The following is a 22,659-nucleotide window of genomic DNA, read 5'->3' on the forward strand; positions in this document are numbered from 1 at the left end:
CGATGAGACGAACGACGTTGCTCCTGGTCGCCGCGCTGCCCTGTCTCCTCGTGGCTTGCGCGAAGCTGGAGAACGCCAACCCGGGCATCACGACCAGCGGGGCGCATTCGGTCCTGCTGGGACAGACGCTCCAGCTCGGCGCCGCCACGCGCGAGGCCACGGATGACGGCTACACGTGGGAGAGCGAGGACCCGGCCATCGCCACGGTGGACGACACGGGATTGGTGACGGGCGTCAGCGTGGGTGAGACGGCGGTGAAGGTCGTCGGGAAGCGCTCGCGGTTGGAGGGGCGTCACGCGGTGGTGGTCGTCGGGCCCTCGGCGGGGGACGCCGGCGTGGACCCGTCGCAGGTGCCCTATTACGTGGCCTGGGCGGGCTCGCCGCACGCGGACACCACGGCGGAGGCCTTCTCTCACTGGAACGAGGAGGGGATGGTGCCCGCGACGTGCGCGCGCTGCCACAGCTCGGAGGGCTACATCGACTTCCTGGGCGGGGACGGCTCCGCCCCAGGACGGGTGGACGCGCCGGGCAGGACGGAGTCCGTGGTGCGGTGCGAGACGTGCCATGACGCCGCGGCTTTGCGGCTGACGGCCGTCACGTTCCCCTCGGGCAAGGAGGTCACCGGGCTGGGCGCGGAGGCGCGGTGCATGGTGTGTCACCAGGGGCGCGCCGCGGGGAAGGACATCGACGCGCAGGTCGCCGACGCGGGAGTGGGGGAGGACACGGCCTCGGCGGCGCTGGGCTTTACCAACATCCATTACTACCCGGCGGCCGCCACGCTCTTCGCCGCCCAGGCGGCCGGTGGCTACCAGTACGCCGGGCAGGTCTACGACACGCGCTTCCGCCATGTGCCGGACTTCGACAAGTGCAACGAGTGCCATGACCCGCACAGCACCCGCGTCCGCTGGGATGCCTGCGCGACGTGCCATCCGGGCGTCACCGATGTCACCCAGGCGTGGAACATCCGGCAGATCGCCTCGCGCAACCAGGACTACGACGGCGACAACAACCGCACCGAGGGCATCTACTTCGAGATTCAGGGGCTGCGCGACAGGCTGCTCGCCACGCTCCAGCGCTATGGCGCCGAGCGGGCCCAGCCCCTCTGCTACGGCAACGCACATCCCTACTGGTTCCGGGATGCAGACGGTGACGGCGCGTGCTCCACGGCCGAGGTCGTGGGCACCAACGCCTACAAGAGCTGGACGCCACGGCTGCAGAAGGCGGCCTTCAATTATCAGCTCGCCCGCGTGGACCCGGGCGCGTTCGCCCACAACGCGAAGTACATCATCCAGCTCCTGCACGACTCGATTCAGTCGCTCAACGGCGCGCTGACGACCCCCTTCGATACGTCGCTGCTGGTGCGCAACGACCCTGGCCACTTCAATGGAGCGAGCAAGGCGGCGCGCAACTGGGACGCGAGCGAGACGGTGCAGGCGAGCTGCTCCCGCTGCCACAGCGGCGCGCAGGGCTACCGGTTCTTCGTGCAGTACGGCGTGGGGCAGGCGGTGCCGGAGACGGCCAACGGACTGGAGTGTGCCACGTGTCACGAGAGCTTCGCGCCGGACTACGACGTGTTCGTCCCCACGCGCACGTGGCTGCCGGATGGCACGACGGTGAGTCTGCCGGGCCAGGACAACCTCTGCGCGAACTGCCACATCGGACGCGCGTCGAAGGCCACGCTCGACAATGCCTTGGCGGCGGGAGGCACGCCCCGCTTCCAGAACGTCCACTACATGCCCGCCGCCGGGACGCGTGAGGGCGCGCTGGCGAAGACAGGGTACGAGTACCCGGGCAAGACGTACGCCGGGCGGCTGTCGCACCTGGGCGGCGTGCAGTGCACCAGCTGCCATGTCCCCGGCGTGAGCAACCACACCTTCCGCATCGCGGACGTGTGGCGCACGCGGTGCGAGACGTGTCACGCCGACCAGGAGTCGGCGGAGCAGATTCGCAACGTCCACCTCCAGGACTACGACGGGGACGGCAACACCACGGAGCTGCTCCGGGCGGAGGTGGATGGCATGGCCGCGCGCCTGCTGGCCGCCATGCGCACGGTGACGAGCAACGGCCTCTGCTACAACGGAGACGTCAATCCGTACTTCTTCAAGGACACGGACAAGGACGGCACGTGCAGCGCGACGGAGGCCGTCTCGTCCAACGCGTTCGCGCCCTTCACCCCGGCGCTCGTGAAGGCCACGCACAACTACCAGCTGAGTCGGAAGGACAAGGGCGCGTGGGCCCACAACTTCAACTACGTGGGCCAGCTGCTCTTCGACAGCGTGGAGGACCTGACGGGGGCTGTGCCCGTGAACATGGTGCGCCCGTAGCCTGGGGCGCGCGGTGACGGGCTGCCAGTTCCGGGGCCAGGAACTCCTGATGCGCCGCTCAGCGCGTCGTGAGCGGGACGACGCGCAGGTTCTTCTCCGCGCCTCCGAGAAGCATGGACGCGCCGTCGGGCGAGAACGCGATGGCTCGGTGCGAGCGGTTTCCCGCCTTGAAGGCGCACCAGCGCCCATCGGTTCCGATTTCGATGACCAGGCCGTTGTTGGTGCCGATGACACCCAGGCCGTCCTCGCGGAAGTGGACGGCGTCCCCGCGGGTGCTCGGCCCCGGGGTCATTCCGCGCGTGAGCTTCTCCAGGGAGTGGCGTGAGAGCTCGTCACCGCTCCTCGCATCCAGCACGAGCGTGTCGTGCTCCACGCCGCCGCCCACCGTCACCAGTCGGTTCGTCGAGGCGTCGAGCGCGATGGCGTAGATGGTGCCCTGCGTGACGAGCCGTGACGGTGGGCGCTGCCAGAGCAGTTGCCCGTCGGAGACCCTCACCGCGGACACGCGGGAGAAGGACGTGGCCGTGTAGAGGATGTCCTTGTCGGGCGACAGTACGGCGCAGGTCTCCTCATCGAGCAGGAGGGAGGGAAGCAACGGCCGACAGTCGAGGGAGGCCAGGGAGACGAGGACCATCGACGGCTCCGGAGTCACCAGGGCGGGCACCGCGGCCGCGAGCGCCGGGTCCACGCGTCGCGTCTCCGTCCGCGTCACTCCTTCCTCCGTGACGGTGGTCCTCCAGTTCGGCGACTGGGCGATGAAGTGCGCATCGTCCACCCAGACGAAGGGGCGCATGACGGGCAGGGTGTGCACGACCTGGAAGGTGTGCAGGTCGATGACCTGGCAGCACGCCGCCTGTCCCGAGAACAACGCGCCACCCGTGAGCAGCCAGCGCCCCCCCGGCGAGAGCGCGCCGGGGCCGCGCAGGCCCGTCAGCTCGGCCTCGACGTCGAAGCGGGGGCCGCTGCGTCGCACCAGCCGACCCAGCTGACTGGCGAGGTTGGGCGCCTCGACGACCAGCAGGGAGCCGCCTGGCTCGAACGCGAGGAACTCGACGTAGGGGACGGTGTCCTTCGCGATGGACGTGGACGCCGCGCGAGGCGGCGCCGGTGCGCGCTGGGGGTGCAGCTCCACGCTGTCGATCATCCGCATGCGCGGACCCTATACCACGGCGGGTCCGCGCCCCTTCCCGTGGGACACCCCGCCTCACACGGGGAAGAGCTCGACGGGCAGCGTCGTCGGCCCTCGAACGATGAGGGACGGCGTCCACTCGAGGCGCTCCGTGCGCAGCTCCATCCGGTCCACGCGGGAGACGAGCTCCTCCAGGGCGATGCGCGCCTCCAGTCGCGTGAGCCTCGCCCCGATGCAGAAGTGGATGCCGTGGCCGAAGGAGAGCTGCTGGGCGTTCTCCCGCTCGAGGATGAACTGGTCCCCGTCGGGAAAGTGCTTCTCGTCACGCGACGCGGAGACCAGCGAGAGCAGGACGGTTGCTCCCTTGGGCAAGGGGACTCCCGCCAGCGTCACGTCCTCGGTGCACGTGCGTATGACGGACAGGATGGGGGGCTCGTAGCGCAGGGTCTCCTCGATGAACCGGGGGATGAGCGTGGGCATCGCTCTCAGCCGGGGCAGCAGCTCCGGCCGCATCGTGAACAGCCGTGCGCAGTGGCTGAGCAGGCTGACCGTCGTCTCCAGTCCGCCGACGAGCAACGCGACGAAGAAGCCCACCAGCTCATCGTCGGTGAGCGCCTCCGTGCCCACCCGGGCCTGGAGGAGCTCGCTGACCATGTCCTCGCGAGGCTCGCGCCTCCGGTCGTCCAGCAGCCGCCGGGAGTAGTCATCCAGCTCTTCGACGGTCGCGCGGCACCGCGCCGTCCCCGCGGCGTCATCCGCCGCGACACCGCTGATGGTCGCGATGTCCGTGGTCCATTGCTTGAGCTGCGCGTGCCTGGATTCGTCCAGGCCGAGCAGATGCCCGATGACACTCGCGGGGATGGGGGTGGAGAGCGCGTCGACGAAGTCGACCCTGCGCTTCTCCAGCATGTCATCCACGCACTTCCGGGCGGTGGCGTGGACGCGAGACTCCAGACGCGCGAGCGCCTTCGGGGTGAAGGCCTGGGTGACGAGGGCTCGCAGCCTCCCGTGGTGGGGCGGGTCCATGAACGCGATGGAGTAGGAGAGCGGGTTGACGCGTCCGAGCCACGGCGGAGAGAAGGCGAAGCGCAGCCCCGACGAGGAGAACAGCTGCGGGGACTTGAGCACGTGCTGGACCTCGTCATGGTGGATGACGGCCCAGATGCCGCCGGGCTCCACCTGGACGACGGGGCCCTGGCGTCGCAGCTCCGCCAGGTGGGGGTGGGGGTTCTCCATGAACTCTCGCGACAGGAAGTTGATACGGGGACTCATGTGGGTGGCCTCCAGGTCCTCGGATGGATGAGGCGGTGAAACCCTGTGCGACGAGCGTCTGGAACACGGTCCTGCGGGGTGCGCCCTCGCCCGCAGGGGACATGAGGCGATGCTGTGACGAAAATTCTCGCCGGAGCCCTGCCTTGGTTGTCTGCCTGTTTGTCTTTGCAGTATTCGAACATGCTGGAGCCGCGTGAATATTGCTCGGCAAAGTGATGGCGACGAAGTCCACCACCGGACACCTTGCCGCGGGACGCGTCGTGCGGGGCGGACTGCGGGCCTCAGGAGGGGAAGAGCTCGATGGGCAGCGTCTTCGGCCCGCGAACGACGAGCGACGTCGTCCAGTCGATGCGCTCCGTGCGCAGCTCCATCCGGCTCACGTGGGGGATGAGCTCCTCCAGGGCGATGCTCGCCTCCATCCGCGCCAGCGTCACCCCCAGGCAGTAGTGGATGCCGTGGCCGAAGCTGAGGTGCTGCGCGTTCTCCCGCCCCAGGATGAACCTGTCGCCGTCGGGGAAGACCTTCTCGTCGCGGGCCGCGGAGGCGAGCGACACCAGCACCACACTTCCCTTGGGCAGCGCCGTGTCCGCCACCGTCACGTCTTGCAGACACGTGCGCAGCAGGGCCACGGCGGAGGGCTCGTAGCGCAGCGTCTCCTCGACGAAGCGGGGGATGAGGTCCGGCGTCTCCCGCAGACGCAGGAGCAGCTCCGGGTGCTGGCAGAGCATCCGGGCGCTCTGGCCGATGAGATAGGTCGTCGTCTCCACCCCGCCGGTGAACAGCACGAAGAAGAAGCTCATCAGCTCCTGTGGAGTCAGGGTCTGTCCGCCCGCGCTGGCCTGGAGCAGATCGCTCATCAAGTCATCGCCGGGCGTCTTGCGCCGCGCGTCCAGGGCGTCCTGGACATACCGCTCCATCTCGTCGAGCGTCCGGCGGCACTGCTCCATCTGCTTCGTGTCCTCCGGGTGGACACCGCCGATGAGCGCGATGTCATGCGACCAGCGCTCGAAGTGCTTCAGCAGCGCGGTGTCCAACCCCAGCAGCCAGCAGACGACGGTGGCGGGAATGGGCACGGCGAGCGCTTCCATGTAGTCCACCGTCCGCCGCTCCAGCATCCGCGCGATGCGCTCGCGGGTGATGGCGCGGATTCGCGGCTCCAATCGCTTGATGGCCGAGGAGGTGAAGTCCCGAAGGATGAGTGCCCGCAGGCGTCCGTGTTGGGGCGGGTCCAGGAAGGGGAGCGACTCCCCCAGGGGATTGGTGCGTCCGAGCCATTCCGGCTGGAACGCCAGGCGCATCCCCGTGGAGGAGAAGAGCTGCGGCGACTTGAGCACGTGTTGTGCTTCGTCGTAGCGGGTGACGGCCCACATGCCGCCCGGGTCCACCTGCACGATGGGACCCTGGCGTCGGAGCTCCGCCAGGTGGGCGTGGAGGTTCGCGATGACTTCGGGAGACAGGCAGTCAAGACGGGTCCTCATGATGCGATGGCCTCCGTATCCGCGGAGCGTCTCCACGGGTCGTGTGGGGGGGGCAGGTGTCTGGCTTGTCTTTGTGAGGGGCGAGCATGTCGTAGTTGAGCAGGAATTGCCCGGAGCGTGAAAAGGCGCGGAGTCCGCCACCGGACACCCGCCGGGCTTCCCTCCCCGCGCAAGGATTGCGTGTCGCGAGTCGCCGTCCCCATCAGTCCCAGTAGCGCAGGTCTCCGGACGGCCCCCTGTTCCGACCCGGGAGGTCCTCCCGGATTGACCCCCACCGCCACCACTGATAGGACAAAGGGGTGCGCGTCGATAATGAATATGAGATTCAATATCGAAATCGACCTGGGAGCTCCGACCCGCACCCCTTGAACATGCCCACACCTCGTCGCTGGCGGGGCGCCCTCGCGCCGACCTCTTCGTTCTCCGCACTCGTGCTCCTGTCCCTGCTGTCGGTGGGAGAGGCGCGAGCCCAGGAGGCGAGTGAGCCCTCGGGGCCCGCTGTCGCCGCGCCGGCCAGCCCGACGCCGCCCGAGGGGGCCAGCGCGCCGGCCCGCGGCGTCGTCCCCCCGGTGCTCCTGTCCAAGCCGGAGGCCGTCTATCCCCCCCAGGCGCTGGCCGCGAAGGTGGAGGGCGCGGTGAAGCTCCTGCTGACGCTGGACGAGGAGGGCCGCGTCACGCGCGCGCAGGTCGTCGAGGGGCTCGGCCACGGGCTCGACGAGGCGGCCGTGGACGCGCTGGCGAAGGCGAGCTTCACACCCGCGATGCAGGACGGCACCCCCGTCGCCTGCCAGTTCGAGTTCATCCACCACTTCGTCCTCGCCGCCCCCGCTCCCCAGGTCGCCGAGGGCCCCGCGCCCCAGCAGCCCGTGGACGAGGCGCCCGTGGCCCAGACGCCCGCGGAGGCCCCCCCGGAGCCGGAGTTGCCCTCCTTCACGTCGATTGTCCGGGGCAAGGCCACCGAGGCGCGCGTGCTGGTGCGTGGCTCGGAGGCGGTGGACGTGGTGGAGCTGGAGAAGGCCCATGAGCGCGCGGAGGACCTCGCGGAGGTGCTGACGCGCGCCTCGGCCGTGCAGGTCCAGAGGACGGGCGGCCTGGGCAGCCGCACGCAGCTGTCCCTGGGCGGCCTCTCCGGCGACCAGGTGCGAGTCCTCCTCGACGGCGTGCCCATCGAGTACTCGCCGTATGTCTACGGGCTGGGGAGCGTCCCGGTCTCCCTCATCCGGCAGATGGAGGTCTTCAACGGCGTCGTCCCGGTGCGCCTGGCGACGGACGCGCTGGGCGGGGCCATCCACCTGCGCTCGGGCCTGGCGGCCCCGGAGACGGGCGCGTCCCTGTCGCTCCAGGCGGGCTCCTTCGGCAGCTACCGCGGCACCGGCCGGGTGACGTGGCGGGCGAACGAGCAGGTCTTCGTGCGCGCCGCGGGGTTCCATGACCGGGCCCGGAACGACTACCGCGTCACCGTCCCCGTGGCCGACCCCGTCACCGGGCGGGTGGGACCTCGCGCGCTGAACCGCAGCCATGACGCCTACCGGGGCTCCGGAGGGAGCCTGGAGCTGGGCGTCGAGTCGCTGCCGGGGCTCGACCGGCTGGTGCTCACCGGCTACCTGGGCCAGTATGACAAGGAAGTCCCGCACGACCAGCTGATGATTCGCCCCTATGGCGCCGTCACCTCCGGGCAGGAGAGCTACGGCGTGGGGCTGCGCTACGAGGTGTCCGCCCACGAGCGGCTCAAGGTGCTGGCCATCGCGGGATACAACCAGCGCATCGGTGAGCTGTACGATGTCTCGGATTGTCTCTACGACTGGTATGGCGTCTGCCAGGGGACCCAGGCACGGGCGGGTGAGATTGGCTCGTCCCCGCTGGAGAACACGCAGAAGCGGCAGACGCTGTTCGGACGTGTGCGATTGCTCGGGACGCTGCTCGACGTGGAGGACCTGGAGCTGTCGCTCGGCGCCGACGACAGCGAGCGGACGGGCGAGAACGCCTACCTCACCCGGCTGGGGCAGGAGGACCCGCTGCGGATTCCGCTCGGGCTCACGTCCGGCTTCGGAGGGCTGTCCCACCGGCAGTCCCTGTGGGAGGGCCGGCTGGAGAACACGCTGTTCGTGAAGGGCTACGTGCAGCGCCTCTCCTCGGGGACGAACGCGCAGCTGTCGGAGACGCGGTGGGCGGGCGGTTACGGCGACACGCTGCGCTTCAGCGTGACGCGCTGGCTCCTGCTCAAGGCGTCCTACGAGCGCACCACGCGGATGCCCCGGGTGGAGGAGCTCTTCGGCGACGGCGGCCTGCTGGTGGAGAGCACGGCGCTGCTCCCCGAGTCGAGCCACAACGCCAACGTGGGCGTGGAGCTGCTCTCGTGGGTGACGCCCGTGGGCCGCTTCGGCGCCAACGCTTCCGCGGGCCTGCGCGACATCGAGAACCTCATCCAGCTGTTCCCCGGCGACACCACGCAGGCCTACGAGAACGTGGACCACGCCCGCTCCGTCACCGCGCACGCGGGGCTGGACTGGGACTCCCCCGGTGACTGGGTGGGGCTCACCGGCGCCGTCACCTGGCTCGACTTCAAGAACCTGGCGCAGGAGGGGCAGTTCGCGCGCTTCAAGGGCGACCGCATGCCCAACCTCCCGTGGCTGCAGGCCACCGGCACCGCGCGGTTCCAGGTGAGCCGGCTGCTCTCCCGCGAGGACGCGCTCGGCCTGGAGTGGACCACCCGCGTCGTCGGCTCGTTCGACCGCTCCTGGGAGAGCGCGGGCAATGGCGGCACGAAGCAGTCGGTGCCGACGCAGGTGCTGCACTCCACCGCGCTCACCTACCGCGCCCGGTTCGAGCGGCGCGCGTATTCCTTCTCCTTCAACCTCCACAACCTCACCGACGCCGCCGCCTTCGACCTCGTCGGTGTCCAGCGGCCGGGGCGCGCCCTGTCCGCGCGCCTCACCGTCGACCTCTGAGCCGCCCTCCGTGTCCCCTTTCAGGATGTCATCGCCAAAGGAAGCCCGATGAAGCTGAAGTCCGCACTGCTCGCTCTCGCCGTGTTCGCCACCGCCTGCTCGGATTCGGATGACCCGACGCCGACCCCGGATTCCGGCAACCCGACGGACCCGGACGCGGGGACGCCGGACCCGCTCTACGCCCTCATCACCCAGGTGCCCATCGCCGGTGGCAACACCCAGAGCTACCTGGTGACGGTGGACGACATCCAGGAGGCGAAGACCGTCGGCATCGCCAACGCCCTCGAGCTGACCGCGGACGCGTACATCGTCGCGGGCTACCCGGGTGCCGGGAAGCTGTTCGTGAGCAGCTCGACCCAGCCGACGATGACGCCCTACACGCTCAACGCCTCCGGGGCGCTCGTGCCGGAGGCCGCGCTGTCCTTCACCGGCTACGGCGTCCGCGCGACCAACGGCTACCAGTCCCAGCACTACTTCGTCAGCGAGTCGAAGGCCTATTACTTCGACCACGTGAACTACAAGCTGGTCATCTGGAACCCGAAGGACCTGTCCCTCATCGGCTCCAAGGACCTGACGGCGCAGCTCAAGGACGGCGAGTTCACGTTCCGCTATTCGCAGAGCCTGGCCGTCACCGCGGGCAATGACGTCATCATCGCCGGTGGCTGGCACGCCGCCGACGTGAAGACGATTCCGGCCAAGACAGCGCTGGTCATCGTGGATACGCAGACGGACGAAGTCACGGTGAAGACCGACACCCGCTGCGGCTGGGCGCGCGACGGCGTCAAGCACACGGACGGGAAGATCTACTACGCCACCGAGTCGCTCGCCGCCGGCGCGCACTTCGTGTCGCCCACGACGGCGGCGAAGCCGTGCATGATTCGCTTCGACCCCGCGACGGGCGAGTTCGACAACTGGTTCACCACGCTCGACGCCTTCGTCTCTCCCGGCACGGACGGAGACATCGCGTCCATGCTGCTGCCCGGCGCGCCCGGCAAGGGCTACGTGCGGGTGATGGACAAGGCGGCCGCGCAGGTCGCGTTCGACGCCGCGGTGGCGGGTGGCCGGCCCTTCCACGGCAGCCATGCCTCGACGGGCGGGTGGTGGAGCCTGTGGGAGGTGACGCTCGGCGACGCTCCGACGGCGACGGCCGTGGTGCGCGACGACCTGGTGCCCACCAACGGCCGCACCATTCCCCAGAACCCGGGCGAGTTCCTGGTGCTGCCCGAGTTCGTCAACGACAACGCCCAGACGCGCTTCCGCATCATGAGCCCGCAGACGGGCCTGGGTGACGCGAAGACCGTCGTCGAGGGCCAGGTGCGCGGCCTGCTGCGCGTCCGCTAGTCCTCGCTGTTCCTCGAGCAGGGCCTCCGCCGTGTCCCGGCGGGGGCCTTTGCTCCCGCTGTCCCTTGCTTCCCCGGGCGCCATGAATCCCTTCGTCCCCCTCGCGCTGCTGCTCTCCCTCGGGGGATGTCTCGGCCTGTACCTGTCCTCGCGCCACCAGCGCCTGCTGCGCGCCGCCTTGCCCGCGCGTCCGGCGCGCTGGGTGGGCTCGCTCCTGGTGCTCGCGGCGCTGCCGCTCCTGGGGCAGTCGCTCCAGCCCTGGGTGGCGCTCTACGTGCTCTTCGTCTGGACGACGCTGCTCCTCATGCTGCTCCCGTACGCGGCGCTGCTCGTCGGGCGAGGGGAGGCTCGGTGATGGCGGGCGGCGATGAGGAGGTCCTCCGGCCGGACTGGCTCTCCAAGACGCTCGCGGGCGTGCTGCTGGGGCTGGTGCTCGCGTTCGGCGTGAGCGGCCTGTTGTCCCTGGCCCTGGCGCCCATGGCGACGAGCCCCCGCAACCAGCTCGTCATGTGGAGCGTGGTGCCGGTGTGGATGGGCGTCGTCGGCGGCTGCTTCTTCTTCAGGACGGGGCCGCGCGCCTGGCTGTGGCTGGGCGGCGCGACGGTGCTCACCTGGGGCGCCTTCCTGCTCCTGCGCAACCCCTGACCCCCGCCGGCACTCCCATGCGCTCCGCCCTCATCAAGGTCTACAAGGTCGTCCACACCTGGGCCGGCATCGTCGCCGGACTGGGGCTCTTCATCTGCTTCTACGCGGGCGCCTTCACCGTCTTCAAGGACCCGCTGGCCCGCTGGGCCACGCCGCCCGCTGAACGCGCCTCCTCGAAGCCCAGGTCCGCCGCGGAGCTGCACGCCCTGGTGACGACCACCCTGGCCCAGCACCCCGAAGTGGCCGAGGAGTTCACCCTCACGCTCGAGGCGGCGCCGGCCCAGGCGCCTTCGCCGATGAGCTGGCACCGCAACGAGGGCGACGAGGACCACGACGTGCTCGGCGAGCGTCGGTTCCACGCCACGCTCCAGGCGAACGGCGCCGCCGTCGTCACCGAGGGACACCCCAGCAAGGTGGGCGAGTTCATCGACGTGCTGCACCGGGTGGTGGGCCTGCCCTTCGACACCGAGGTGGGCCGCGTGCTCACGGGCGTCATCTCGCTGCTCTACGCGCTCGCGCTCTTGTCGGGGCTGGTCATCGTCCTGCCGTCCCTGGTGAAGGACTTCTTCGCGCTGCGCGTGGGCAAGGGCCTCAAGCGGTGGTGGATGGACGCGCACAACGTGGTGGGCATCGCGAGCCTCCCGTTCCACCTCTTGATTGCCATCACCGCGGCGGTGTTCGGCCTCCACGACATCATCTACGACGTGCAGGACCAGCTCATCCACGGCGGGACGCTGCGCGCCGGCTTCAGGCCGGCGGCCGGTGACGTCCGGAGCGCTCCGGACCCCACCACGATGCTGCCGCCCGCGGAGCTGCTCGCCCGGGTGCGGGTCGCCGCTCCCGCGCTGGAGCCGCACTCGCTCCAGTACGTGAAGGTCGCCACGCCTCGCGCCCTGGTGCGCGTGTGGGGGCATGACCCGGCGGCGCTGTCTCCGCGCGCGCTCGGAGGGTTCGTGGCGCTGGACCCGTACAGCGGGAAGGTGCAGTCCACCGACTTCCTCCCGGGCCAGATGTCCGCCCCCGTCACGCTCATCAGCAGCTTCTTCGCGCTGCACTTCGGGACCTTCGGCGGCCCGCCGGTGAAGTGGATCTACTTCCTGCTCGCGCTCAGCGGCGCGTGGCTGTTCTACAGCGGCAACGTGCTCTGGGTGGAGACGCGCCGCAAGAAGGCGCGCGTCGCGGGAGCGCTGCCCGTCCAGCGGCGGGACGTGCGCTGGATGGCGGCCGTCACCGTCGGCATCTGCCTGGGCTGCGTGAGCGGGATTTCCTTCACCCTGGCGCTGGCGAAGTGGCTCGGCGCCCACGTGGCGGACGTGCGGGTCTTCCACCAATACGGCTACTACGCGGTCTTCTTCGCCTCCATCGGCTATGCGCTGGCGCGAGGCGCGGCGCGCGCGTCCATCGACCTCTTGTGGGGCGCGGCGCTCTGCACGCTGGCCATTCCGCTCACCACGGTGGTGGGGTGGCTCGTGCCGGGGCTCGGCCCCTGGGCGACGCTGGACGGGCTGGGCGTGGACCTCACCGCGCTCCTGGGGGCCTTCTGCTTCGCCTGGATGGCGCGGGCGACGTCCCGACGCGCGCATACGGGTCCCCAGGACAGTGTCTGGTCCCTGGGCGCTCCGGCCGCGAGTCCCGGCCAGGAGCCGTCTGTTCCCAAGGAGTGGGCCACCTGATGCGAATCCCCTTGTTCCTCGCGGCGGGGCTGTTGACCGCCAGCTGTTCCTCGGGGCCCACGCCCCGCGCCGATTCGGTGGTCCAGGTGGACTGGGCGCCGGTGACGCTGCCGGGCACGTTCCAGTTCGACCTGGCGTCGACGCACACGGGGCGGACCCACCGGATGTTCGTGGCCATCCCGGAGGGCCCCGCGCCCGCGGCGGGCCACCCCGTCATCTACCTGCTGGATGGGGGCTCGCACTTCCCCACGCTGGAGCGCCTGTCGCGTGCGCTCCCCAGGCTCGCCAAGGGCTTCGGGGTGCCGGCCGCGCCGCCCATCATCGTCGGCCTGGGCTACCCGGGCGACACGGCCGCGAGTGACCAGGCGCGCGGTGAGGACTACACGCCGCCGGCCCCGGACCTGTCGAACACGGGGGACCGGTTCTCGAAGAAGCAGGGCGGGGCGGACCGCTTCCTGGACTTCGTGAAGAAGGAGTTGGAGCCCGTGCTCGCGGCGCGGCTGCCGCTGGACACGTCGCGCACGGCGCTGATGGGCCACTCCTATGGTGGGCTCCTGGTGGTGCACGCGCTCTTCACGCGGCCCACGTCGTTCCAGACGTTCATCGCCGGCAGCCCCTCCCTCTGGTGGAACCACCGCCACGTGCTCACCGGGAAGCCGTCCTTCCTGGCGCACCACGCGGCGACGCCGGTGAGGGCGCGTGTGCTGCTCACGGTGGGGGGGCTCGAGCAGACGCCGCGCAAGAGCCAGGGTGAGCGGGGCATGCTCGCCGTCGAGCGGCGGATGGTCGACAACACCCGCGAGCTGTCCGGCGAGCTGTCCGCCCTGGGCGGCGGGCTGGAGGTGCGGTTCCTGGAGTTCCCGGGCGAGGACCACTACGGCGCCTGGATGCCCATGCTGAGCCGCGGGCTGCTGTTCTTCTCCGCGCCCCCGCTGTTGCCGGGCGCCGAGTGACGCCCAGCGGCGTGTAGTCGTGCCGTTCACGGTGGCCGCCCTCGAGGCGTGAACAAGGTCGGCCACCTTGGCGAAGAAGGACCTGGAGACCCGCGCCCTGGCGCCGTGGTCCGGTCCGTCGCGCCGGGAAATGGGACGTAAATCCGCCCCGTCGGTCATGGGGGCGAAGGGCGTGCTTCCCACGTCCCGATGCCCCGCATGGGGACACCCGCGCCCTTCGTCAGTGGTGAGTCGCCGTGTGCCCGGAGCCGTGTGTCGGCCGGGCATGGCTGCATTGCAATCATGAAGGTTCAGTGAGGTCTCGTGATGAAGACATTGGGAATGGCGGTGGCCGGACTGTTGCTGTCGGGGCCGGTCGCTCAGGCGGAAGAGGGTGGGGCGTCGCGCGAGGTGACTCGCGTGCGGGCGATGCGCGCGGCGGTGGAGCCCATGCTCGCCAAGGAGTTCGGCGCGAAGGCGTTCGTCGCCACGCTGCACGGCCGCGGCGCGCAGACGGTGCTGGGCGTCATCGAGGAGGCACCCCCGCCGGGGACGGACCTGCAGCCGAGGCTGGCGGTGCTGCGCTACGACGAGGCCCGGGGCACCGTGCGCGTGGTGGACCGCGCCTTCAAGTACGCGGAGGCCAGCGCGCTGGGCGACAAGACGCTGCTGCTCACCCCGGAGGGAGATTTGCGGCTGCGCGAGGACTCGGGCCGGGAGCGCCTGCTGGCGCAGCGCGTGCTCGGCGACCTGGCGCCGTCCGTGAAGGGCGATGGCGTGGTGGCCACCCTGTCGCGCACCGGCGCCGAGTCCCATGAGACGGCGGTGGGGTTCGTGGGCGTGGATGGCCGCGTCACCGTGGTGGCGGACGGGCCGGGTCTGGATGCGATGGGCACGATGTCCCCGGACGGGCGCACGGTGGTGTTCGTGTCGGGACGCACCACCATGGCGTCGTGGTTCCGCACCACGCTGGATGGCGCGGAGCCGGTGCAGCTCACCAACGTCGGCCTGAAGGCCGGCGCGCTGCGCGACGGCGTGCCCGCGAACTTCGTGCCGCCTCCCATCAACACCGGGGCCATGGAGTGGTTGTCCGAGGACCGGCTGCGCTACGCGGCCGGCGGCGGCGAGCAGTGGACGCTGGATGTGCGCACCGGTGTGGCGGTGCGGGAAGGAGGTGCCCGGTGAAGACGACGCTCTCGATGAAGCTGCAGGCCCTGCTGGTGGGGGCCTTGCTGGTGGCGCCCGCGTCCGCGCTGGCGGGCACGATGTTCCGCTTCCCCATGTCCATGAACCCCGGCCAGTGCGCCAGCGGCGGCTGCTATGTCGGCGCGTACAAGGACCTGGGGGGCGTGAAGGACTGGACGTGCCAGGGCTGGACCTACTACGGCCACCTGGGCACGGACTTCTCGCTGTCGGGCGGCCTCGCGGCGATGGACGCGGGCGTCTGGGTCATCTCCGCCGCCTCCGGCGTCCTGGAGAGCGCCGTCGACGGGTTCTACGACCGGTGCCTGGCCTGGAACAAGGACGACCCCAACGCCAACTGCGGCATCCGCGCGGCCAACTACATGATTCTCCGGCACTCGGACAACCGCCGCAGCAAGTACTTCCACCTGAAGAAGTTCAGCTTCCAGTACAGCGTGGGCGCGAACATCCCCTGCGGCAACTGGATTGCGAAGGCGGGCTCGTCGGGCGCGTCCACGGGGCCTCACCTGCACTTCGAGTTCTCCGACCCGACGTGGGGAACGGATGACCCGTACGCGGCCACGCCGGGCTGCGGCGGCACCATCTCCCTGTGGACGTCCCAGGGCTCCTACCAGGGCCTGCCGGGCATCACCTGTCAGTAGCCCACGCCCCGCCAAGAGGAACGGCTCATGCGAACGCTCTGGAACCGGACGGCCGCCATCGCGATGGTGGCCGCGCTCGGAGGACTCACCTCGCCCGACGCTCAGGCCTGCACCCGCGATGACTGCGGCTCGGGGGGATTGAACGCCTGCTACAACCTGTCGGGCTGGAAGTGGTGCGGAGTCACCTACAGCGGCTCCCAGCACTGGACTTCGGTCAACGTCTACAACCACTCGTCCATCAGCCAGGTGCCGCAGGCCTGGACGAACCTCAACAACCCGCCCGCGGCGCCGGGGAACACGCTGTACCTCAACACGGACGGCTCCAACCACTCCAACCACGACATCGACTACTGGGACGCCAACACCTCCGACACGTGGTGGGGTTACACGACGTACCCGGGCGGCATCGGCGCCAACAACTGCATCAACCGGGGCGGCGCGATGATCCAGTTCAACCTGAGCCGCGTCACGGCGGACGCCACCTGGCGGTTGTGGCTGGCCGAGCACGAGACGGGGCACGCGGTGGGAATGAAGCATGTCTGTGGTTGCACCCAGGGCCGGGTGATGAACCCCTGCACCGAGTGCTCCAACCCCGCCACGCTCAGCGGCTGCGACGCGCAGGGCCTCAACGCGCTGTATCCCTGACGGGCCGCCAGGAAAGGAGAACGCCATGCATGAATTCAAGAAGGCACGCAGGCTGTTGCTGCTCCCGTGCGTCTGGGGCGCGATGATGGGCTGCGCTCGCGAGGCGCCGTCCGCCGAGGTCGCGCAACCGGTGTCCCAGCCGCTCGAGTCCGTGGAGCACAGCCACCCGATGACGGTGCATTGGGTGACGCACGACAGCTTCAAGGAGATGGTGGGCGAGTCGGGCGTCATCGTCCAGGCCCGGGTGGTGTCGTCGCGTCCGGCGGTTCAGCGCGTCTACGGCTGGAACGAGAAGGCCCAGCGGTACTTCACGCCGGAGGAGGCGGGAGACCGCTACGCGGAGACGCCGCTGACGGTCTCCACGCTGGTGGTGTCGGACGTCGCCCGCGCGAAAGAGGGGCTGGTCGCGCTGGGGGGCGCGAAGCTCGGGCCCGACAGCAAGCTGGAGATCGTCGAGCTGGGGGGACTGGCGCCGGACGGCCACCGGATGGAGCCGGATGACAAGCCCGTGCTGCGGCTGGCGGAGGAGGCCATCTTCTTCCTCATCCCCGCGGCGAAGCACCCGGGCGCGTACCACGTGCTCGGGGGCTGGCAGGGGCGGCTCCGGGTGACGGCGTCGGGTGAAATCCAGGCGCTCGGCTCCGAGGTCCACCCGGGGCTCGCCGACTTCAGCGTGCATGACGGCCGCACGGCCAAGGCGCTGATGGACGAGCTGCGCGGCGCGCCCCGATGACGGCGTCACTGCACGGCTCCGAGCGACTCGCGGAGCCGTGCGATGTCCCGCGACGGCGGGGCGCCGAACATCCGGCTGTACTCGCGGCTGAACTGGGACGGGCTCTCGTAGCCCACGGAGTGCCCGGCCATCGCCGCGTCCATGGCCTCGGCGAGCATCCGGCGACGGGCCTCCTGCAGGCGCAGCTGCTTCTGGTACTGCAGGGGGCTCATCGCCGTGACGGACTTGAAGTGGTGGTGGAGCGCGGACGGGCTCATGTGGACGGTGCGCGCCAGGTCTTCGATTCGCAGGGGCGCGGCGTAGTGCGCCTTGAGCCAGTGGATGGCGCGGGCGATGGCGTCCAGGCGGCTGTCCGCCATGGCGATGCGCCGCAGCCGCGCGGTGTTCTCCCCGGACAGCAGGCGGTAGAGAATCTCCCGGGTGATGAGCGGCGCGAGCACGGGGATGTCGCGCGGGGTGTCCAGGAGCCGCACGAGCCGCGACGTCGCGTCCAGGAGCGGTGCCGCCACCGGGCCCAGCGCGAGCCCCCGGGCCACGCCGCGGTCCTCGGGCGCCTCCAGCGCCGCCTCCATCATCAGGCTGCTGAGCTGGCCGGGCTCCAGGTCCAGCCGGAAGCAGAGGTAGGGCCTGGCGGGCGTCGCCTCGATGACCTGGCCGGTGACGTGGAGGTCCATGGAGGCGACCAGGCACTGGTCCGTCCCGTAGACATAGACGTCGTCACCGAGCAGCACCTGCTTGCGGCCCTGCGCGACGATGCACAGCGCGGCGGCCTGCAGCGCGTGCAGCTCCGGGGTGGGGGCGGAGGCGCGGATGAGCGAGAGCCGGGGGATGGCGGTGGCGTGGATGCCGTCCGCGGGCGTGTGGCGCGCGAGGAGCGTCGCCAGCTCGTCCAGGCTGGGATTCGGGGCGGACGCCGAGGGTGGGGCGCGCTTCATGGCAGGCAGTCAAACGTCCCGTGCAGGATTAGGCAAGAGCCGGCGAGCATCCGGATAACGCCCCCAGGCCCTCGGTTGAGAAGGTGTGCATGTCCCCGGCGCCCTCCTGGCACCGGGCAATCCATCGAGGGACGTGCACATGACGACGAACATCCAGGGCAAGGTGGTGGCCATCACCGGAGCGAGCAGCGGAATCGGCGAGGCGGCGGCCCGCCTGCTTGCCCAGCAGGGCGCGAAGGTGGTGCTGGGCGCGCGCCGGCAGGAGCGGCTGGAGGTGCTGGCGAAGGAGCTGACGGCGGCGGGAGGCGAGGTGCGGGTGCGCGCGGTGGACGTGACGAAGCGCGAGGACGTGGAGGGCTTCGTGCGCTTCACGGTGGAGGCGTTCGGGCGGCTGGACGTGCTCATCAACAACGCGGGGGTGATGCCGCTGTCGCTGCTGGAGAAGCTGAAGGTGGACGAGTGGGACCGGATGATCGACGTGAACATCCGGGGCGTGCTGCACGGAATCGCCGCGGCGCTGCCGGTGATGAAGCGGCAGAAGTCCGGGCAGGTCATCAACCTGTCGTCCATCGGCGGGCACGCGGTGAGTCCGACGGCGGCGGTGTACTGCGCCACGAAGTTCGCGGTGCTGGCCATCTCGGAGGGGCTGCGTCAGGAGGTGGGCGGGGACATCCGCGTGACGGTCATCTCCCCGGGCGTCACCACGTCGGAGCTGGCGGAGAGCATCAGCGACTCGAACGCGCGCGACGTGATGCGCGAGTTCCGCAAGGTGGCGATTCCCGCCGAAGCCGTCGCCCGCTCCATCGCCTACGCCATCAGCCAGCCGGCGGACGTGGACGTGAGCGAAATCATCATCCGCCCGACGGCGAGCCCGTACTGAGCGCCTCACGGGGTGCCTGGATACGGCGCTGGCGCAACCAGGGCTCGAAGCGCATGAGCGAGAGCCCCAGGTCGCTGGCGAGCTCGGGCCGGGCCAGCGCGGGGGCGACGTTCATGTAGGTCAGCCCTCGCGCCACGCCGGGATGGAGGCCCGCGGCGACGGCCTCCTCGATGGTGCTGGACTGGACGGTGTAGGTCTTTGCATCGACGCGGGAGAGGACCTCCGCCATCTGCCGGGGCGTGAGCACGTCGCCCGCGAGCTGCAGCGTCACCCCGTGGAACCGCGCGGGGTTCAGGAGGGCCGCCGCGGACGCGTTGCCCACGTCCTCCGGGGCAATCAAGGGAATGGGCCGGTCCGCCTCGAGCACCGTCACCCACCGGTGCCCGTCGACGAAGGCGGACGTGTCCAGCATCGCGTGGTCCATGAAGGTGGCCGGCAGGATGAGCGTCCAGTGCCTGAACCCGGCGCTCCGGACGCGCTCACAGGTGGCGAGCTTGTTCTCCCAGTAGACCTCGTGCTCCTTCCAGCGTCCCTCCGCCCAACCCTCGATGTTCCGGTGGTCCCCGACGCCGGACGTCGCGGTGTGCACGTACGTCTCCACGCGCTCGGCCAGCGCGGCCTCGATGAGGTTCTTGCCCTGCTGGACCTCCTTGCTGAAGTCGACGCCCGTCGCGGAGACGATGGGGGACTGCATGGAGAAGACCCCCTGGACCCCCGCGCAGGCGGCGCGCAGTGACGCGAGGTCGTCCAGGTCTCCCACCACGAGCTCGGCCCCCGCCGCCGCGAGCGCCCTGGCGTTGGGCCCTTCCGGATTGCGCACCAATACACGCACCGAGGTGCTGCCTTCGGTCAGCAAGGCCCGGGCCGTGGCTCCGCCCTGTCTCCCCGTGGCGGCGGTGACGAGGACAGTCGGGTGGCGGCGCATCGGCGGCTCCTCTCGTAAGTGGGGGACCCCACCGTTTATGGTCGTTGAATACGGAGGGGCCCCCCGTTTGTCAAGGCAGCGGGATTCCGCACCTGCCTCGGCTGGCAGTGCTTGTCTGTAAACAGGGCGGCATCCTCTGGGCCGCCTCGAGCTCTGTCTCAACACGACGTCTGTCGGGTCCGTGAAGGACGGACGGGTCGAAAGCGGGGGACCCCACCGCTTGTCGGCGGATTGAACAGGGTGGGGGCCCCCAAGCTTCTGGAGTGCCCCCGAGCCTGACCTCAGTGCGCGGACTGGAGCCCCACGTCGCGGCCGTTCAGCGGCTGCACGGGGCGGTTGTTCGGGTTGAGGTGCGGCAGCCGCTCGAAGGCGGCGATCTGCGAGTCGGACATCTGGATGGGGTTCTTCATCACGAACCACTGCAGCCCCTCGCTGCACGGGGGGGTGGTGAGTGAGCCCGCGTAGTGGAAGAACGCCCGGTTGAACGGCAGGAGCGCGCTGGCGTTGATGAGCGCGCCCAGCGGCGTGCTGGTCTCACCCTCGTGACGGGGCAGGTGACGGAAGGCGGTGAAGAGCGCCGCGTTCACCAGGCCCTCCTCGATGAGCACGCCCACCACGACCCTGGGCGTCCCCGCCGCGTCGGTGTGCACCAGGTGCACCTCGAGCGGATGGTGCACGCCGTTCTGGGTGTGCTCGCTGGGGGTGTGGAAGTGGAACTGCGCCAGCTTGTACTCCTGGTCGCCCAGGCGCAGGGTGCTGCCCACGTCGTAGTTGAACTGCACCGTGTGGCCGTTGTTCACCATGCGCACCTGGCTGGTGCCGTAGTGGAAGCTGGGCGCCTGCACATTCGATTGCGTGGCCCCGGAGGTGGACAGCGCCACGGGGGATTGCTGGATGCCCGTGGAACACAGCGCGCCACCGGCGACCTCGCCCCAGTGCTCGGGGTCGACGGTCTGCGCATAGCCCCAGTGCGTCTCCTCGGCGAGGGCAGGGGCGGCGAGCAACACGGAGGACAGCAACGCGCCCCGAAGAGCGCGCACAAAGAGGGTGCGAGGGTGTGACATGAGTGATGAGTCCTTGAAGGAAGACGCCAGGAATGGGCGGACGCCCGTCATGCCCGGCGGGATGTCTATGCTAGCGGCCGAGCCGATGTTTTGCCGCAAAATCAATCTAAGTGGTACTGGTTTGGATTTCCTGAAATGAATCGAAATGAAACAGCGTGTTGACAGGAAATCCCCGGATGGATGGAACTCGTGTGTGTGTCCATGTCGAGCGCTGACTGCCATTGCGGGCGAGCGGGAGACACGGGGGGGCCTGGGTCCCGAACCGCCTGGGTGACGGCGGCCCTACGGCAGGTGGCGTCCCCCCGTGCCATTCCGTGGTTGAATGTGGAGGGCTCCCCCGGTTGTGGGGGCGCGTCGCGGTGAGGAGACAGGTGTCGTGGAGCGCGTGAAGTCATTGCGAGTGGATGGCCAGCGCAACCGGGAGCGGATCGTCGCGGCGGCCTCGGCGCTGGTCGCGCGGGATGGCGCGCAGTCGTCGCTCGAGGAGATTGCGCGGCGGGCGGGGGTGGGCTCGGCGACGCTGCACCGACACTTCCCGACGCGGCAGGCGTTGTTGGAGGTGGTGTTCCGGGAGGGCGTCGCGCAGCTGTGTGCGATGGCGTCCGCTCAGCCGGGCAGGAATCCGGCCGCGGAGCTGGCGGCCTGGCTGGAGGAGGTGACGGTCTACACGGCGACGCACCGCGGGCTCGCCGCCGCGCTGCTCGCGGGCCCGGAGGGGCTGTCACCCTGGGAGCTGTGCTGCACGGACATGCTGCTCGAGGTGTTGAACGGGCTGGTGGCGCGGGCGTCCTCGGCGGGCGCGATTCACTCTGGCGCCACGGCGGAGGACCTGCTGCGGCTCGTGAACGCCATCGCGGTCGCCAACGAGCAGGATGCCCCCACGGCGCGCCGGGTGCTGCGTCTGGCGCTTTTGGGCATCCGGCCGTGAGGCGTGACTTCGCTTGGAAGGCGTGATTGTCCGACAGGCCGTGAGGGCTGGACGCTACACTCCGGCCCCATGTCGACCCGTGGTGCAATCGCTGTGTACACGTCGGGCTCGGGGACCCCCGAGCACGTCTCCTCTCGGCCCTGGCGCGGTGTCTATCATCACTGGGATGGCTATCCCACGGGCCTCGGGCAACACCTCCTGGCGTGTGTCGAGCGCGCCCGCGGCGACCTCCAGGCCGTGGTGGCGCGGCTCATCGACGAGGCCCCCTGGGGTTGGTCCACCTGCATGGGTGGGAAGGACGAGACGGAGGAGGAGCGCTATTCGGAGGAGAGCCCGGGCCTACCGGTCGCGCCGGATGAGACCGGGAGCGTGTCCTATGTCTATGTCTTCGATGTGGAGGCGCGTCGGCTCGATGCGTTCTCGACCTACGTCGGCGGGGACGGCAAGCGGTTCAGCTCCGTGCGCTTTTCACCCGAGGGCACGCCGGACCTCCCCGCGCTCGACCTGCTGCCGGAGGAGCTCGTCAGCGAGCCGCCCCTGCCCGGCGAGGAGCTCTCGGCGGAGGCGCTCCAGGCGTTCCTGGAGGGACGGCCCAGGCTCGAGTCGGACAACAAGCTCCTCCATTGGTTCAGCACCGAGGAGCGCCCGGACCGGTCGCTCTGCATCGTCTTCCGGGTGGTCGTCTTCGAGGAGGACGCGGTCCGCGAGGTGGTGGAGCGGGAATGGCGGCTCGTGCCTGCCTCCGCGCGACGCGAGCCGGCGCGGGTCCGCAACTTCATCGAGGCGCTCGTCGAGGTGGTCGGCGAGGACCCGACGTTGTTCGACGCGTTCTGGATCGCCAGTCTGGACCCACTGCGTCGTTCCCAGGCACGTCAGCGTGAGAGCTTCGTGCGAATCCTGAAGGCGCACCGGGCCCGCGACTCCGGCTCCGGGTCGCTCTAGAGTCCTCGCTCGCTGGCTGGA

General features: G+C 70.0%; 20 protein-coding genes. 14 read left to right on the top strand and 6 right to left on the bottom strand.

The genetic code is table 11. The features are described 5' to 3' along the window. Positions 1-2 precede the first annotated feature (2 nt). Positions 3-2,324 (top strand): Ig-like domain-containing protein, encoded by a 2,322-nt coding sequence (locus AC6JA9_RS11075; protein WP_497959643.1) that lies wholly within the window; start codon positions 3-5, stop codon positions 2,322-2,324. 58 nt (positions 2,325-2,382) lie between these two features. On the opposite strand, the gene AC6JA9_RS11080 is transcribed toward AC6JA9_RS11075, so the two are convergent. The 3 genes from AC6JA9_RS11080 to AC6JA9_RS11090 all read right to left on the bottom strand — a co-directional run bounded on the left by AC6JA9_RS11080 (position 2,383) and on the right by AC6JA9_RS11090 (position 6,203). Continuing rightward, positions 2,383-3,474, bottom strand: coding sequence for a WD40 repeat domain-containing protein (locus tag AC6JA9_RS11080; RefSeq protein WP_497959644.1), 1,092 nt, complete (start codon positions 3,472-3,474; stop codon positions 2,383-2,385). A gap of 54 nt (positions 3,475-3,528) precedes the next feature. Then, complete coding sequence (locus tag AC6JA9_RS11085) at positions 3,529-4,725, bottom strand: cytochrome P450 (RefSeq protein ID WP_497959645.1); 1,197 nt, start codon at positions 4,723-4,725, stop codon at positions 3,529-3,531. Positions 4,726-5,006: 281 nt separating this feature from the next. Beyond that, positions 5,007-6,203, bottom strand: coding sequence for a cytochrome P450 (locus AC6JA9_RS11090; protein WP_223750287.1), 1,197 nt, complete (start codon positions 6,201-6,203; stop codon positions 5,007-5,009). A gap of 371 nt (positions 6,204-6,574) precedes the next feature. Between AC6JA9_RS11090 and mxcH the strand changes: the two genes are divergently transcribed. The 10 genes from mxcH to AC6JA9_RS11140 all read left to right on the top strand — a co-directional run bounded on the left by mxcH (position 6,575) and on the right by AC6JA9_RS11140 (position 16,964). Then, positions 6,575-9,151 (top strand): TonB-dependent siderophore myxochelin receptor MxcH, encoded by a 2,577-nt coding sequence (gene mxcH / locus AC6JA9_RS11095; RefSeq protein ID WP_497959646.1) that lies wholly within the window; start codon positions 6,575-6,577, stop codon positions 9,149-9,151. A 48-nt stretch (positions 9,152-9,199) separates the two neighbouring features. Further along, on the top strand, positions 9,200-10,492 hold the full coding sequence (locus AC6JA9_RS11100; protein WP_408891283.1) for a DUF4374 domain-containing protein: 1,293 nt from the start codon (positions 9,200-9,202) through the stop codon (positions 10,490-10,492). 82 nt (positions 10,493-10,574) lie between these two features. Continuing rightward, on the top strand, positions 10,575-10,847 hold the full coding sequence (locus tag AC6JA9_RS11105) for a hypothetical protein (RefSeq protein ID WP_223750290.1): 273 nt from the start codon (positions 10,575-10,577) through the stop codon (positions 10,845-10,847). Further along, a complete protein-coding gene (locus AC6JA9_RS11110; protein WP_223750291.1) occupies positions 10,847-11,137 on the top strand; it encodes a hypothetical protein in 291 nt (96 codons plus the stop codon). The genes AC6JA9_RS11105 and AC6JA9_RS11110 overlap by 1 nt, the downstream gene beginning before the upstream one ends. Before the next feature lie 17 nt (positions 11,138-11,154). Then, positions 11,155-12,810: a PepSY-associated TM helix domain-containing protein gene (locus AC6JA9_RS11115; RefSeq protein WP_497959647.1), complete on the top strand. Its 1,656-nt coding sequence runs from the start codon at positions 11,155-11,157 to the stop codon at positions 12,808-12,810. Beyond that, positions 12,810-13,763, top strand: coding sequence for an alpha/beta hydrolase (locus AC6JA9_RS11120; RefSeq protein ID WP_223750293.1), 954 nt, complete (start codon positions 12,810-12,812; stop codon positions 13,761-13,763). The genes AC6JA9_RS11115 and AC6JA9_RS11120 overlap by 1 nt, the downstream gene beginning before the upstream one ends. A 306-nt stretch (positions 13,764-14,069) precedes the next feature. After that, positions 14,070-14,927: a TolB family protein gene (locus tag AC6JA9_RS11125; RefSeq protein ID WP_223750294.1), complete on the top strand. Its 858-nt coding sequence runs from the start codon at positions 14,070-14,072 to the stop codon at positions 14,925-14,927. Further along, positions 14,924-15,586, top strand: coding sequence for a M23 family metallopeptidase (locus tag AC6JA9_RS11130; protein ID WP_223750295.1), 663 nt, complete (start codon positions 14,924-14,926; stop codon positions 15,584-15,586). The genes AC6JA9_RS11125 and AC6JA9_RS11130 overlap by 4 nt, the downstream gene beginning before the upstream one ends. Before the next feature lie 27 nt (positions 15,587-15,613). After that, positions 15,614-16,231, top strand: coding sequence for a hypothetical protein (locus tag AC6JA9_RS11135; RefSeq protein ID WP_497959648.1), 618 nt, complete (start codon positions 15,614-15,616; stop codon positions 16,229-16,231). Between the two features lie 25 nt (positions 16,232-16,256). Beyond that, the gene (locus tag AC6JA9_RS11140) at positions 16,257-16,964 is read left to right on the top strand and encodes a hypothetical protein (RefSeq protein WP_223750297.1); all 708 of its coding nucleotides are present in this window, start codon (positions 16,257-16,259) and stop codon (positions 16,962-16,964) included. Positions 16,965-16,969: 5 nt separating this feature from the next. Here the strand turns inward: AC6JA9_RS11140 and AC6JA9_RS11145 are convergent, their stop codons facing one another. Continuing rightward, positions 16,970-17,899, bottom strand: a complete 930-nt coding sequence (locus AC6JA9_RS11145) for an AraC family transcriptional regulator (RefSeq protein WP_223750298.1) — start codon at positions 17,897-17,899, stop codon at positions 16,970-16,972. 139 nt (positions 17,900-18,038) lie between these two features. On the opposite strand from AC6JA9_RS11145, the gene AC6JA9_RS11150 reads away from it, so the two are divergent. Continuing rightward, positions 18,039-18,779 carry an SDR family oxidoreductase gene (locus AC6JA9_RS11150; RefSeq protein WP_223750299.1) on the top strand — a complete coding sequence of 247 codons (741 nt, stop codon included), beginning with the start codon at positions 18,039-18,041 and terminating at the stop codon, positions 18,777-18,779. Here the strand turns inward: AC6JA9_RS11150 and AC6JA9_RS11155 are convergent. Together AC6JA9_RS11155 and AC6JA9_RS11160 are read right to left on the bottom strand one after the other, a co-directional pair. Next, entirely contained in the window at positions 18,751-19,704 is a 954-nt protein-coding gene (locus AC6JA9_RS11155) for an NmrA family NAD(P)-binding protein (protein ID WP_223750300.1), read from the bottom strand. The two genes, AC6JA9_RS11150 and AC6JA9_RS11155, sit on opposite strands and share 29 nt — an antisense overlap. A 281-nt stretch (positions 19,705-19,985) precedes the next feature. Further along, entirely contained in the window at positions 19,986-20,768 is a 783-nt protein-coding gene (locus AC6JA9_RS11160; protein ID WP_223785506.1) for a carbonic anhydrase, read from the bottom strand. 385 nt (positions 20,769-21,153) lie between these two features. On the opposite strand from AC6JA9_RS11160, the gene AC6JA9_RS11165 reads away from it, so the two are divergent. Together AC6JA9_RS11165 and AC6JA9_RS11170 are read left to right on the top strand one after the other, a co-directional pair. Continuing rightward, entirely contained in the window at positions 21,154-21,696 is a 543-nt protein-coding gene (locus AC6JA9_RS11165) for a TetR/AcrR family transcriptional regulator (protein WP_497959649.1), read from the top strand. Between the two features lie 93 nt (positions 21,697-21,789). Further along, positions 21,790-22,638 carry a hypothetical protein gene (locus AC6JA9_RS11170; RefSeq protein ID WP_497959650.1) on the top strand — a complete coding sequence of 283 codons (849 nt, stop codon included), beginning with the start codon at positions 21,790-21,792 and terminating at the stop codon, positions 22,636-22,638. Positions 22,639-22,659: the final 21 nt, after the last annotated feature.

The organism is Myxococcus sp. MH1 (genome assembly GCF_059738865.1).